Here is a 13,155-nt window from a genome sequence, read left to right on the forward strand (position 1 = left end):
GTCCCGTGCGCCGAATCGTGCGCGCGATCAGGCCCGAGGGGTCAGAGTGAGCAGCGTCGCTTCCGGACGGCAGGCGAAACGGACCGGCGCGTAGATGGAGTGACCGCACCCGGCGCTGACGTTCAGGGGCACGGAGCGGGCGCCGTGCGACCACGTGCTGAGTCCCTTGGCCTGCTTCAGCGGAATGTCGCAGTTCGCAACCAGGGCGCCGTAGCCGGGGAGGCAGACCTGACCGCCGTGCGTGTGACCGCCGAAGATCGCGTCAGCGCCGAGGCTCGTGAATCCGTTGAGGATGCGCTGGTAGGGGGCATGCGTGACGCCGAGCTTCGTGATGCCGGCATCCGGTGCTCCGAGGTCGCTGATCGCGGCGGGGAGCAGATCGAGCCGATCCCAGTCGCGGTGCGCGTCGTTCACGCCGAAGAAGTCGACCGTGTTGCCGGCGACGGTCAGCCGCGCGGCCGCGTTGTCGAGATCGGTCCAGCCGAGCTCCTCGGTGAAGTACCGGTCCATCGCCTCGGTGTCGAGGGTCTCGGGCTCCTGCTGCTTCTTCGACGGGCCGAGGAAGTAGCGCAGCGGGTTGCGTGGAGACGGCCCGACGACATCGTTCGAGCCGTGCACGAACACACCGGGGATGCCGGCGAACGGATCGAACGAACGGCGGATGCCTTCGAGCCCGTCGCGATGACCCAGATTGTCGCCGGTGTTGACGACGAGGTCGGGCTTCAGCTGCGCGAGGGATGCCAGCCAGTCCTGCTTGCGATGCTGCCAGGGGGCCATGTGCGCGTCCGAGACGTGCAGGACGCGGATCGGCGCCGAGCCGGGTGCGAGGGCAGGGGCCGTCTCCTCGCGAAGCGTGAAGAGGTAGCGCTCGATGCCGATGCCCCACACCGCCGCCGCGACACCCGCGGCCCCCACCGCGCCGAGCGCGATGAGGGCCGGGTGTGCGGAGCGGCCGGAGGCTACTGGCACGTCACGCCGACCTGGGCGGCCTTGCTGGCCGCGGCGCCCGGGGCGGGATCCGATCCGGTCACGGTGGCCGTCGGAGGATTGCACGACGCGTCGAAGCTGATCTTCGTGAAGCCCGCCGCGATCAGAGCGGCCTGCGCCTGTGCCTTCGACATCCCCACCAGGTTCGCGGGCACGGTCGTGCCGGAACCGTTGCTGGTGGCGACCGTGATGGTCGCGCCGGCCGGAGCCTGGCCGTTCGGATCCTGAGCTGCCACGAGACCGGCGGCGAGGTTGCTGTCGACCTCTCCACCCTGCGAGAACTGGAAGCCTGCGCCCTCGAGTGTGGCCTTCGCGGCGTCCACGGTCATGCCGACCACGCTCGGCACGTCGGTCAGGACGACCTTGGTGAGGTTGCGGTCGGGCTGCGGGAAGTCGTCGCCGCCGTAGGCCGCGTTCGCGGCGGCCTGCGCCACCTCGGCCAGCGGGTAGCGCAGATCGTTGAGCTGCCAATCGCCGTACCACTCGCGGTAGATGTTGTCCTGCCCCTGCGAACGGCCGACCCAGACGGCGGTCGCGACCTTGGTGCTGGACTCGATCATCATCGTGCCGTATTCGTTGTGCGTGCCTGTCTTGCCGATCAGCGGTGTACCGTCGCCCGGGTTGGCCCGGCTTCCCGTGCCCCCCGAGTTCATGACGCCCTGGAGCGCGTATGCGGCGGTCGCCGCGACCTCGGGACTGATGACACCGGCGGTGCAGGACGATGCCGGGAGCTCGCGGTCCTTGCCGTCGGCGCCGATGACGCGATCGATCGCGCGGGGGGTGCACAGGGTGCCACCGCTCGCGACCGTCGCGTAGGCGTTCGCCATGGCCAGTGGGGAGATGTTCTTCGAGCCGAGGACGTCGAAGGGGACGTTGCTCTCGGTGGTCTTCTCACCCGTCGCGACGGTGACGCCCATGCGATCAGCCACCTTGTTGATGTCGCAGAGGTCGAGCTTGGAGGCCATCGCGAAGAACCCGCTGTTCAGCGAGTTCTTGGTGAAGTCCATGACGGTGCCGGTGTATCCCGCCGCGCTGTTGAAGTTTCCGATCTCCCGGGTGTTGGCGGTCATCGTGCCGCCGCCACAGGCCGCCGCGGTGAACTTCATGTTCGTCTGCAGGCTGCCGTCGACGCGTTCGTTGACCGAGTGGCCCTTCTCGAGCCAGTCGATCAGGGTGAAGAGCTTGTAGGTCGACCCGACGGGGAAACCGACCGAGTCACCGTTCTTCTTGTCGCCGGCGAACACGAGCGAGGTGTAGTCCGGACTGTCTTCGATCGTCTCGCTGAACAGCGTGTTCTGCGTCATCGAGAGGATGCGGCCGGTGCCGACCTCGATCGACGTGCCCGCGGCACCGAAGTACGCGCCGTAGCTCGTCGGGACGATGTCAGCCATCGTCTGGGCCGCCGGCTCCTGGATGCGGAAGTCCAGCGTGGTGAAGATCTTCAGGCCGCCGCGGCGAAGCAGATCACGACGCTCCTGCAGGGTCTCTCCGAAGGAAGGGTCCGTCTCGATGATCGACTTCACGTACTGGCAGAAGTACGCACTGCGGCCGGCGGACGCGCAACCCTGCGTCGGCGGGTTGAGCAGCGGCTCGATGGGAGAGGCATCCGCCTCGTCGTACTGCGCCTGCGTGATCTTGCCGTCGGTGAGCATGCGGCCGAGCACGTAGTGGCGCCGATCCTTGGTCAGCGAGTACCCGTCTTCCGCACCGTTCACCGCGGCGCCGTCGTCGTTCGTCGACGTGCCCTCCGGCTGGTCGATGCGGAAGGTGTTCGGGTTCTGCACGATGCCGGCCAGCGTCGCGGCCTGCGCGACAGTGAGGTTCGCGGCGGTCGTGGAGAAGTAGTAGTTGGCCGCGGACTCGATGCCGTAGACCGTGCCGCCGAAGTTGGCGATGTTCAGGTAGCCGAGCAGGATGTCGTTCTTCGAGACGTCCTTCTCGATCTGGATCGCGTAGCGCATCTCCTGCAGCTTGCGCTCGATGCCCTTGCTGCCGACCGCGTTCGTCGCATCGAGCCAGCACTGCTGGAGCTCTTCCGAGTACGTCTCTGAGGTCGTGTCGACCTCCTGCTCGCACTGCTGGATCAGCACGTTCTTGACGAACTGCTGGCTGATCGTCGAGGCGCCGCGACTGGAGGTGCCGCGCACGTTGTCGACCAGAGCCTTCACCGTGGCGCCGACGTTCACGCCGCCATGGCTGTAGAAGTTCTTGTCCTCACTCGAGAGGATCGCGTCGTACAGCGCCGGGGCGACCTGGTCATAGGTCACCGGAACGCGGTTCTGCTCGTAGAAGGAGGCGAGCTCGACCGGGGTGCCGTCGGGTGCCGTGGCATAGATGGTCGACTGCTCCATCGGAGTACCCGGGTTGAGGTTCTCGGGGAGCTGGTCGAACAGAGTCAGTGCCTGGGTGCCGGCGACACCGGTCATCGCGAGGACCGGAGTGACGCTCGCAGTGACCAGGAGACCGGCGACGGCGCTCAGGCCGACGAGTCCGACGAGACCGCCGAGCACACCTCTCACCGTTCGATTCTTCTTTTGGGGCATACGCTTGATCGTAGGGGAGTTCCCTGAATACCGCCTTTGACAGGAGTGCCATGACCACGTGGGAATACCTGACCACGCCGCTGCTGATCCACAACACGGCAGCGATCCTCAACAACTGGGGCAAGCAGGGTTGGGAGCTGGTCCAGGTCGTACAGGGTCCGGAAGGCGGTCTCGTCGCCTACCTGAAGCGCCCCGTGACCTCTGACGCCTCGGCGAATGCGGGCCTCGCCGCCGCGGCCGAGGCCGCCCGGCAGTTCGAGGGAGGCGCGGCATGAGCGTCTCCGCACGTCTCGCCGAGCTCGGCATCGACCTGCCTGCCGTCGCCGCCCCGGTGGCCGCGTACGTGCCGGCCGTGGTGCACGGCGGTCTCGTCTACACGTCGGGACAGCTGCCGTTCATCGACGGCGCCCTCCCCGCGATCGGCAAGGTCGGGTCCCAGGTCACGGCCGAGGATGCGAAGGCCTACGCCCGCACCTGCGCGCTGAACGCGCTCGCCGCGGCAGCGGATGCCGCCGGAGGCGTCGACCACATTGCCGGCGTGCTGCGACTCGGCGGGTTCGTGGCATCCGCTGCGGCGTTCACCGGTCAGCCCGGCGTCATCAACGGCGCGAGCGAAGTGCTCGGCGAGATCTTCGGCGATGCCGGACGGCACGCGCGCGCGGCCGTGGGTGTAGCGGAGCTCCCGCTCGGCAGCCCCGTCGAGGTCGAGGTCACCTTCATCCTCGCCTGACGCCGCGGCGCGGCATCCAGATGCAGAACGCCCCTTCCCGGATCCGGGAAGGGGCGTTCTCTTCGTCGGCCTACTTGACCTGCGCCGAGATGATGCTCATGACCGCGGTGTCGGCAAGCGTCGTGGTGTCGCCGACCTCCCGGCCTTCCGCGACATCGCGCAGCAGGCGCCGCATGATCTTTCCCGAGCGCGTCTTCGGCAGCTCGCCGACGATGTACACGTCGCGAGGACGAGCGATCGCGCCGATCTGCTCGCCGACCCAGAGGCGCAGCAGCTGCGCGAGTCCTGCGGGGTCGTGGCCGGCGAGGTAGCTCTCCTTGATGATCACGAAGGCGACCACCGCCTGGCCCGTGGTCTCATCCGAGGCGCCGACGACCGCCGCCTCGGCCGTGGCCTCGTGCGCCACGAGAGAGGATTCGATCTCGGCGGTCGAGAGCCGGTGGCCGGACACGTTCATCACGTCGTCGACGCGTCCGAGGAGCCAGAGGTCGCCGTCCTCGTCGAGCCGTGCGCCGTCGCCGGCGAAGTAGTAGCCCTGGTCCTCGAACTTCTCCCAGTACGTCTCGCGGAAGCGCTCGGGGTCGCCCCAGATGCCGCGCAGCATGCTGGGCCACGGCTCGGTGACGACGAGCAGTCCGCCGCTGCCGTTGCCGACCTCGACGCCCTTCTCGTCGACCACGTCGATCGAGATGCCGGGCAGCGGCACCTGCGCGGAGCCGGGCTTGGTCGCCGTGACTCCGGGGAGAGCCGAGACCATGATCGCGCCCGTCTCGGTCTGCCACCAGGTGTCGACGATCGGCGCCTTGTTCGCGCCGATGACCTCGCGGTACCACATCCACGCCTCGGGGTTGATGGGTTCGCCCACCGAGCCGAGCAGGCGCAGGGACGAGAGATCGAACTTCGCCGGGATGCTGCGGCCGATCTTCATGAACGAGCGGATCGCCGTCGGCGCGGTGTAGAAGATCGAGACCTTGTACTTCTCGATGATCTCCCACCAGCGGCCGGGGTGCGGAGCATCCGGTGTGCCCTCGTACAGCACCTGCGTGGCGCCGTTGGCGAGCGGACCGTAGGCGACGTACGAGTGCCCGGTCACCCAGCCGATGTCGGCGGTGCACCAGTACACGTCCGTCTCCGGGTGCAGATCGAACACGTACTTGTGCGAGTACGCGGCCTGGGTGAGGTAGCCGCCGGACGTGTGCAGGATGCCCTTCGGCTTCCCGGTGGTGCCGGAGGTGTAGAGGATGAAGAGCGGATTCTCGGCGGGGAAGGCCTCGGCGGTGTGGTCGGCGGATGCCGCGGGCACGGCGTCGTGCCACCAGACGTCGCGGCCCTCCACCCAATCGACGTCGTTGCCGCCGCGCTTCACGACGAGCACGTGCTCGACCGTCTGCTGTTCGCCTTCGCCGCGGTCGCCGAGAGCCTGATCGACGGCCGGCTTGAGTGCGGAGACCTTGCCCTTGCGGTAGCCCCCGTCTGCCGTGATGACGACCTTGGCGCCGGCGTCGTCGATGCGCGCACGCAGGCTGTCGGCGCTGAAGCCGCCGAAGACCACGGAGTGGATGGCGCCGAGCCGCGCGACAGCGAGCATCGCCGCGATGGCCTCGGGAATCATCGGCAGGTAGATGGCGACCCGGTCGCCCTGGCCGACGCCGAAGCCGGCGAGCACGTTCGCCGTGCGCTTGACCTCATCGGTGAGCTCGGCGTAGGAGATAGAGCGACTGTCGCCGGGCTCGCCCTCCCAGTGCAGGGCGATCCGGTCGCCGTTGCCCTCCTCGACGTGGCGGTCGAGGCAGTTGTACGCGATGTTCAGCTCGCCGTCGTCGAACCACTTCGCGAACGGCGGATTCGTCCAGTCGAGCACCTGCGTGAACGGCTTGTGCCAGTGCAGGAGATCGCGGGACTGCTCGCCCCAGAATGCCTCGCGGTCAGCAGACGCGCGCTCGTAGAGCTCGGGCGACGACACGGACTGGGCGACGAATTCCTCCGACGGCGGGAACTTCCTGGTCTCGTCGAGAAGGTGGTCGATCTGGCTGCTCATCGGCAGGCGCTCCTTTGCGGCATCACGGGTCATGCGGGCACGGCGTGACTCTGCCACCGCCGTGTCAGGGCGAATCTATCCTCGCGGTCCGACGTCGCATACTGCCGAAAGTCAGTAGTGGAGCGGGTTTTGTCAGGACGGTCGCCTTGCGTACACTCGACGACAGCCGAATTCTCATTCGTGCCTTGGTGCGCCCGATTCCCCCGATCGCGGCCCGCCGTGGGCGACATCTCATTCCCCCCGTGAGATGTCGCCCATTTCCGTTGGGAGCGCTCTCGCTCGCAACCGTTGCCGCGCCTTCTCCCGGTTCTGCACGGAGCCCCGATCCCGGAGCTTCTGCACAGCACGCGGTGTCGAACGCTGTGCGGCCGTCGCGGCGACCGTGGCCCGGCATAGCTTCGCGTCATGGCCGATTCCTTCGTCATCCAGCCCCGAGGCGGAACGCGCTCAGCGCTCGCTGCGGCGAACGTCCCCGAGCAGCGGCGTCTGGATCCCGCCTTCGGACCGCTCGCCGAGCACTGCACCGACGATGCGGTGACGGATGTGTTCGTGAACGGCGCCGACGGCCTGTTCGTCGATCGGGGGAACGGGACGGAGCCCGTACCCACCTGGAGGGCGTCCGAGCGCGAGGTCCGCGATCTGGCGGTGGCGCTCGTCGGACTCGGCGGCCGGCACCTCGACGATCAGGCGCCGTGCGTCGATGTGCGCCTCGACTCCGGCATCCGCGTCCACGCCGTCCTGGCGCCGGTGTCGACGTCGGGCACGGCCCTGTCCATCCGCATCCCTCGCGTGCGCGCCGCCGACCTCGACGCGCTCGCGGCGCTCGGATCGTTCGACGCCCGCCAGCAGAGCTGGCTCCTGGGACTGGTCGCCGAGCGGGCCAACGTTCTCATCACGGGCGGCACGGGCACGGGGAAGACGACCTTGCTCTCGGCGCTCCTGTCCGAGGTCTCCGCCGCCGAGCGCATCGTGACGATCGAAGACGTCGCCGAGCTCCGTCCGCGTCACCCTCATCACGTCGCCCTCGAGGCGCGCCAGGCCAACCTCGAGGGAGCAGGCGGGATCAGCCTCGCCCGGCTGGTGCGTGAGTCGCTGCGCATGCGGCCCGATCGACTCGTGGTGGGGGAGTGCCGCGGCGAAGAGGTGAGGGAGCTGCTCACCGCGCTCAACACCGGACACGACGGCGGCGCGGGTACCCTGCACGCGAGCGGGCTGCGCGACGTGCCGGCACGTCTCGAGGCGCTCGGTGCTCTCGCCGGGATGGACGCCACGGCTCTCGCCCGGCAGACCGTCAGTGCCTTCACGATCGTGCTGCACCTCGAGCGGGCACCCGACGGCACCCGGCGCATCGCCCAAGCAGGGCGGCTCGCTCTCAGCGGGGACCGGCTCGACATCGAAGAGGTCCGGCCGTGGTGATGCGGTTCGGCCGGTCGGCCGTGGTCGAACCCGACGGGGCGGATGCGGCGACCTCGGTGCAGACCCTCGCCGTGCTGCTCCAAGCGGGCGCCGTGCCGCTCGTCGCCTGGCGACACCTCGCCGAGACCGGCGATCGGCATGCCGCATCCGTCGTGGACCGCGTCGCCTCCGGAACGCCCCTGCTCGCCGCGATCGAGGCCGAGGGTGGAGCGTGGGCCGATCTGGCTGCCGCGTGGGAGATCGCGACGACCGTCGGTGCGCCGCTGGCCGAAGTGCTGCGGATGATCGCCGAGACGCTTCGCGACGCGGCCTCCGCGGCCGACGATGTGCGGATCGCGCTCGCGGAGCCCGCGGGAACGGCGCGCCTGCTGCTGTGGATGCCGTTCGCCGGACTGCTCCTGGGCTTCGCCCTCGGCTTCGACACGCTGGGCGTGATCCTCGGCAATCCGCTCGGCGGTGCGTGCGTGGTGGCCGGTCTGCTCCTGGTGGTCGCCGCACGTCAGTGGACGCGGAGGCTGCTGAAGAAGGCGCGCCCCGCGCCGGGCACCCCCGGCATGAGGGCGGAGCTGGTCGCCGTCGCGCTCGCCGGCGGCGCGTCCATCGACCGGGCGCTGCGGCTCGTCGCGGAGAGCGCGGTCTCCGGGGCCGGAGAAGAGGAGCGTGTGAGGACCGTGCTGGATCTCTCCCGGGCGGCAGGTGTGCCGGCGGGCGAACTGCTCCGAGCAGCCGCGGCCCAGGACCGGCACTCCGCCCGGGTGCAGGGCCGCCTGCGCGCGGCGAAGCTCTCCACGCGCCTGCTCATCCCGCTCGGCGTCTGCACGCTGCCGGCCTTCCTCCTGCTGGGCGTGGCTCCGCTGCTGCTCAGCGTGCTCGCCTCGACGCCGCTGCCCTTGTGAACCACCGACGACGCACCACCGGAAAGAAGCCACAGAGAAAGAAGGAACATCATGAACACCATCCCCACGCTGGATCGTCGCCGCGCGGCGAGCCTCTTCGGCGACGACACCGGAGCAGCGACCGCCGAGTACGCGATCACGACCATGGCCGCCGTGGCCTTCGCGGGACTGCTCGTCGTGATCATGAGGTCGGACGAGGTGCGCGGCATCCTCACCGACCTCGTCCGTCGAGCGCTGACAGTGTCGTGAGGGCGACGCGCACGACACCGCGTCTGGGCGAGGAGCGCGGTTCGGTGGCGGCCGAGCTCGCGCTCGCGCTCCCGGCCGTCCTCCTCGCCCTCCTCCTGGGCGCCGGCGCCCTCGGGGCGGCCTCCCGGCAGGTCGCCCTGCAGGATGCGGTGGCAGACGCCGCCCGGCTCCTCGGCCGCGGTGAGGGGGCGGATGCCGCGGAGGGGGTGGTCGGGCGCGCTGTTCCGGGGGCAGCGGTCTCGTCCTCCGGATCCGGCGACCTCGTCTGCGTCACCGCATCGATCGACGTGTCGCTCGGCGCCGTCATCCGTCTGCCGCTGCGAGCATCGAGCTGCGCGCTCGACGGAGGCCGCTGATGGCAGGCACGGCGCTCGCGGCCGGCCTCCTCACGGTCGCGGCGGCGCTCTCCCTCGGGCTCGCGGCCGTAGGCGGGGCGGCGGTGACGGCTCAGCGCGCGGCCGGTGCGGCCGACGCCGCCGCGCTCGCCGCCGCCGACGCGGTCAGCGGCGCCGTGCCGTCCGCCGACGACCCGTGCGCACTCGCGGCGCGGGTGGCGGGAGCCTCCGGAGCCGCCCTCACCGGCTGCGTCGTGAACGGCTTCGTGGCGACCGTGGAGGTGCAGGCGGCGTACGCTGGTCTGGCTGCCGTCTCCCGCGCCCGTGCCGGGCCACCCGAGGGTCACTGACGGCGGCGCGACCTCACTCACTGTGAACGACCCCACACAGTGGTGTGTATGGTGTGCTTCGAAGAAAGGACGCCCCCTTGGCTGAAGGCAAGAAGCTCGTCATCGTCGAGTCCCCGACGAAGATGCGGTCTATTCAGGGATACCTCGGCGACGGCTATGAGGTGCTCAGCTCCGTCGGCCATATCCGCGACCTCGCTGACAAGAAGGACATCCCAGCCGCGGATAAAGAGGCCTATGGGAAGTACTCGATCGACATCGAGAACGGCTTCGACCCCTATTACGTCGTCTCCGATCGCAAGACGAAGACCGTCGCCGAGCTCAAGCGCGCGCTGAAGACCGCCGACGAACTCCTGCTCGCCACTGATGAGGACCGCGAAGGCGAGGCGATCGCCTGGCACCTGCTGGAGACCCTGAAGCCCAAGGTCCCGGTCAAGCGCATGGTCTTCCACGAGATCACCAAGGACGCCATCCAGGCCGCGGTCGGCAACACCCGGGAGCTTGACCACGACCTCGTCGACGCGCAGGAGACCCGCCGCATCCTCGACCGCCTCTATGGCTGGGACGTCTCGCCGGTGCTCTGGTACAAGGTCAAGACCGGCATCTCCGCGGGGCGCGTGCAGTCCGCCGCCACCCGCCTGATCGTCGACCGCGAGCGCGAGCGCATGGCGTTCACCTCCGCCGAGTACTGGGACGTCGACGCCGCCGCCGCAGCGACCGGCACGTCCTTCAAGATCCGTCTCGTCCGGGTCGACGGCGGGCAGCTCGCCCGCGGCACCGATTTCGACGACACCGGAAAGCTCAAGAAGGCCGTCGTCATCCTCGACGAGGCCACGGCCGCCGCTCTCGCGCAGGCGGTCGACGCCGCAGGCTCCGGTACCGTCACCAAGGTCGAGGCGAAGCCCGGTACTCGCAGCCCCTATGCGCCGTTCACGACCTCGACCATGCAGCAGGAAGCCGGCCGCAAGCTCTCGATGGGTGCGAAGCAGGCGATGGGCGTCGCCCAGCGTCTGTACGAGAAGGGCTACATCACCTATATGCGTACCGACTCCACGGCGCTGAGCACCCAGGCGGTGCAGGCGGCGCGGAGCCAGGCGGTCGCGCTCTACGGCGACGCCGCGGTGCCGCTGAAGCCGCGCGTCTACAAGTCGAAGAGCAAGAACGCGCAGGAGGCCCACGAGGCGATCCGTCCCTCGGGTGAGAACTTCCGGACGCCGGCATCCCTCTCCAGCGAACTCGACCGCGACGAGCAGCGCCTCTACGACCTCATCTGGAAGCGCACCGTCGCCAGCCAGATGGCCGACGCGAAGTACGAGACGACGACCGTGACGATCGCCGTCGACACCTCGGCAGAGCTCAAGGGGCAGGGCGCCGCCCAGCTCGCCGAGTTCACGGCATCCGGCACCGTCTACACCTTCAAGGGCTTCCTCGAGGCCTACGAAGAGGGGCGTGACGAGAAGCGCGGCGACGCTGATGCGGCCGAGAACCAGTCCCTGCCCGCCGTCGCCGTCGGCGACGCGCTCGCCGTCTCGGATGCCGAGGCCAAGGGCCACCGCACCACGCCCAAGCCCCGCTACACCGAGGCCTCGCTCGTCAAGGTGCTCGAGGAGAAGGGCATCGGTCGTCCGTCGACCTTCGCCTCGATCCCCGAGACGATCCTCGATCGCGGATACGCGGTCAAGCGCGGCCAGGCGCTCGTCCCCACCTGGCTCGCCTTCAGCGTCGTGCGTCTGCTCGAGGAGCACTTCGCCGCGCTCGTCGACTACGACTTCACGGCGGCGCTCGAAGACGACCTCGACACCATCGCCCGCGGCGAGCAGAACCGGGTGGAATGGCTCAAGTCGTTCTACTTCGGATCCGAGAACCGCACCGGTCTCCGTCAGGTCGTCGACAACCTCGGCGAGATCGACGCCCGTGCGCTGAACTCGACGCGCATCACCGACACCGCCACGCTCCGCTTCGGCAAGTACGGCCCCTACCTCGAGGTCGCCGACCCGGAGAACCCCGAGGCCAAGCCGCGCATCGTCAACGTGCCGGAGGATCTCGCACCCGACGAGCTCACGCAGGCGAAGGCGCAGGAGCTCATCGACGCTCCCGTCGCGGGCGACCGCGTGCTGGGGGAGAACCCCGAGAACGGCAAGATCATCGTCGTCAAGGACGGACGATTCGGTCCGTACGTGCAGGAGAACGACCCCGTGTCGGACGATGCTGCCGTCGACGAGTCGACCGGGGAGGTCGTCGAGGCCCCCAAGCCGAAGCGCGGGGCCAAGAAGGAGACGGCGCCCAAGCCCCGCACCGGATCGCTGTTCCGCTCGATGTCGGTCGATTCGATCGATCTCGAGACCGCGCTGCAGCTGCTGAGCCTCCCGCGCGTCGTCGGGACCGACCCGGAGTCGGGCCAGGAGATCACGGCCCAGAACGGCCGGTTCGGTCCCTACCTGAAGAAGGGCACGGACTCGCGGTCGCTCGAGAGCGAGTCGCAGATCTTCGACGTCACGCTCGAGCAGGCGCTCGAGATCTACGCGCAGCCGAAGTACGGCGCAGGACGCCGGGCATCCAGCGCGCTCGCCGAGTTCGAGGCCGACCCGGTCAGCGGCAAGCCGATCCGCATCCGCGACGGCCGCTTCGGCGCGTACGTGACGGACAGCGAGACCAACGTCACGATCCCGCGCGGACAGAAGGTCGAGGACATCACGTTCGAGATCGCCGTGCAGATGCTGGCCGACAAGCGCGCGAAGGGCCCGGCTCCCAAGCGCGGCGCCAAGAAGCCCGCAGCGAAGAAGGCTCCCGCGAAGAAGCCGGCGGCGAAGACCGCCGCGGCGAAGACGACCGCCAAGAAGCCCGCCGCCAAGAAGACGGATGCCGCCACCTCGGCGGCGCGCTCGGCTGCGGCGAAGAAGGCCGCCGCGACGCGTGCCGCGAACGCCGCAGCGAAGGCGGGCTCGTGACCTCAGGCCTCGGTGCGTGGATCACTCTCGAAGGCGGCGACGGCTCGGGCAAGACCACGCAGTCGAACCTGCTCGCCTCATGGCTGACGGATGCCGGTCGCACCGTCGTTCGCACCCGCGAGCCCGGGGGGTCCGAGGTCGGTCAACTGATCCGCGACATCGTGCTGCACCACCGCGGTGACATCGCGCCGCGTGCGGAGGCGCTGCTGTACGCGGCGGACCGGGCGCACCACGTCGCAACCGTGGTCAGGCCGGCCCTCGAACGCGGCGAGGTCGTGCTGCAGGACCGCTATCTCGATTCCTCGGTCGCGTACCAGGGTGCCGGCCGCGTGCTGGACGCGACCGAGATCCGCGACCTGTCGCTCTGGGCAGCCGAGGGGGCGCTCCCGGATCTCACGATCCTGCTCGACCTGGACCCCGGCGCGGCGCGCGTGCGCCTCGATTCCGCGGACAAGCCCTTCGACCGGCTGGAGGCGGAGCAGGTCGATTTCCACGCCCGCGTCCGCGACGCCTACCTGGCGCTGGCCGCTGCCGAGCCCGATCGGTTCCTCGTGGTCGACGCCGCCGCATCCGCCGATGACATCGCCGGGCTGATCCGCGCCCGCGTCGAGAGCCTGCTCGCCTCACGGTGAGCCGGCACCCGCGGTCGCGGGGGCCGCGGCGATG

The 13,155-nt window shown here is 69.5% G+C and carries 12 protein-coding genes; 9 read left to right on the top strand and 3 right to left on the bottom strand.

From position 1 onward, the window contains the following. Positions 1-27 precede the first annotated feature (27 nt). Both ABS642_RS20285 and ABS642_RS20290 read right to left on the bottom strand, forming a co-directional pair. Positions 28-969: a metallophosphoesterase gene (locus ABS642_RS20285; RefSeq protein WP_350351523.1), complete on the bottom strand. Its 942-nt coding sequence runs from the start codon at positions 967-969 to the stop codon at positions 28-30. Next, positions 960-3,506, bottom strand: coding sequence for a transglycosylase domain-containing protein (locus ABS642_RS20290; RefSeq protein WP_350351524.1), 2,547 nt, complete (start codon positions 3,504-3,506; stop codon positions 960-962). Before ABS642_RS20290 ends, ABS642_RS20285 begins: the two co-directional genes overlap by 10 nt. A gap of 74 nt (positions 3,507-3,580) precedes the next feature. On the opposite strand from ABS642_RS20290, the gene ABS642_RS20295 reads away from it, so the two are divergent. Together ABS642_RS20295 and ABS642_RS20300 are read left to right on the top strand one after the other, a co-directional pair. Beyond that, positions 3,581-3,805 carry a hypothetical protein gene (locus ABS642_RS20295; protein ID WP_116635780.1) on the top strand — a complete coding sequence of 75 codons (225 nt, stop codon included), beginning with the start codon at positions 3,581-3,583 and terminating at the stop codon, positions 3,803-3,805. Beyond that, positions 3,802-4,260: a RidA family protein gene (locus tag ABS642_RS20300; RefSeq protein ID WP_282216321.1), complete on the top strand. Its 459-nt coding sequence runs from the start codon at positions 3,802-3,804 to the stop codon at positions 4,258-4,260. Before ABS642_RS20295 ends, ABS642_RS20300 begins: the two co-directional genes overlap by 4 nt. 70 nt (positions 4,261-4,330) lie before the next feature. Here the strand turns inward: ABS642_RS20300 and acs are convergent, their stop codons facing one another. After that, on the bottom strand, positions 4,331-6,298 hold the full coding sequence (acs, locus tag ABS642_RS20305) for an acetate--CoA ligase (RefSeq protein WP_350351525.1): 1,968 nt from the start codon (positions 6,296-6,298) through the stop codon (positions 4,331-4,333). 405 nt (positions 6,299-6,703) lie between these two features. Here acs and ABS642_RS20310 point away from each other — a divergent pair, with 405 nt between their 5' ends. The 7 genes from ABS642_RS20310 (at position 6,704) to tmk (ending at position 13,121) form a co-directional block, all read left to right on the top strand. After that, positions 6,704-7,714 carry a TadA family conjugal transfer-associated ATPase gene (locus tag ABS642_RS20310; protein WP_350351526.1) on the top strand — a complete coding sequence of 337 codons (1,011 nt, stop codon included), beginning with the start codon at positions 6,704-6,706 and terminating at the stop codon, positions 7,712-7,714. After that, positions 7,714-8,610 carry a type II secretion system F family protein gene (locus ABS642_RS20315; protein ID WP_282217450.1) on the top strand — a complete coding sequence of 299 codons (897 nt, stop codon included), beginning with the start codon at positions 7,714-7,716 and terminating at the stop codon, positions 8,608-8,610. The genes ABS642_RS20310 and ABS642_RS20315 overlap by 1 nt, the downstream gene beginning before the upstream one ends. Positions 8,611-8,661: 51 nt before the next feature. Continuing rightward, the gene (locus ABS642_RS20320; protein ID WP_350351527.1) at positions 8,662-8,859 is read left to right on the top strand and encodes a DUF4244 domain-containing protein; all 198 of its coding nucleotides are present in this window, start codon (positions 8,662-8,664) and stop codon (positions 8,857-8,859) included. Beyond that, entirely contained in the window at positions 8,856-9,215 is a 360-nt protein-coding gene (locus tag ABS642_RS20325; RefSeq protein WP_350351528.1) for a TadE family type IV pilus minor pilin, read from the top strand. The genes ABS642_RS20320 and ABS642_RS20325 overlap by 4 nt, the downstream gene beginning before the upstream one ends. After that, complete coding sequence (locus ABS642_RS20330; protein WP_350351529.1) at positions 9,215-9,544, top strand: helicase; 330 nt, start codon at positions 9,215-9,217, stop codon at positions 9,542-9,544. The genes ABS642_RS20325 and ABS642_RS20330 overlap by 1 nt, the downstream gene beginning before the upstream one ends. Before the next feature lie 77 nt (positions 9,545-9,621). After that, on the top strand, positions 9,622-12,489 hold the full coding sequence (gene topA, locus ABS642_RS20335) for a type I DNA topoisomerase (protein ID WP_350351530.1): 2,868 nt from the start codon (positions 9,622-9,624) through the stop codon (positions 12,487-12,489). Beyond that, entirely contained in the window at positions 12,486-13,121 is a 636-nt protein-coding gene (tmk, locus tag ABS642_RS20340) for a dTMP kinase (protein ID WP_350351531.1), read from the top strand. The genes topA and tmk overlap by 4 nt, the downstream gene beginning before the upstream one ends. Positions 13,122-13,155: the final 34 nt, after the last annotated feature.

It is taken from the genome of Microbacterium sp. A8/3-1 (assembly GCF_040267695.1).
GTDB lineage: Bacteria > Actinomycetota > Actinomycetes > Actinomycetales > Microbacteriaceae > Microbacterium > Microbacterium luteolum.

Bases quoted from the DNA above. Each gene is read 5' to 3' on its own strand.
- ABS642_RS20295 (WP_116635780.1), top strand. From the start codon at position 3,581: ATGACCACGTGGGAATACCTGACCACGCCGCTGCTGATCCACAACACG.
- ABS642_RS20300 (WP_282216321.1), top strand. From the start codon at position 3,802: ATGAGCGTCTCCGCACGTCTCGCCGAGCTCGGCATCGACCTGCCTGCC.
- acs (WP_350351525.1), bottom strand. From the start codon at position 6,298: ATGAGCAGCCAGATCGACCACCTTCTCGACGAGACCAGGAAGTTCCCG.
- ABS642_RS20310 (WP_350351526.1), top strand. From the start codon at position 6,704: ATGGCCGATTCCTTCGTCATCCAGCCCCGAGGCGGAACGCGCTCAGCG.
- ABS642_RS20315 (WP_282217450.1), top strand. From the start codon at position 7,714: ATGCGGTTCGGCCGGTCGGCCGTGGTCGAACCCGACGGGGCGGATGCG.
- ABS642_RS20320 (WP_350351527.1), top strand. From the start codon at position 8,662: ATGAACACCATCCCCACGCTGGATCGTCGCCGCGCGGCGAGCCTCTTC.
- ABS642_RS20330 (WP_350351529.1), top strand. From the start codon at position 9,215: ATGGCAGGCACGGCGCTCGCGGCCGGCCTCCTCACGGTCGCGGCGGCG.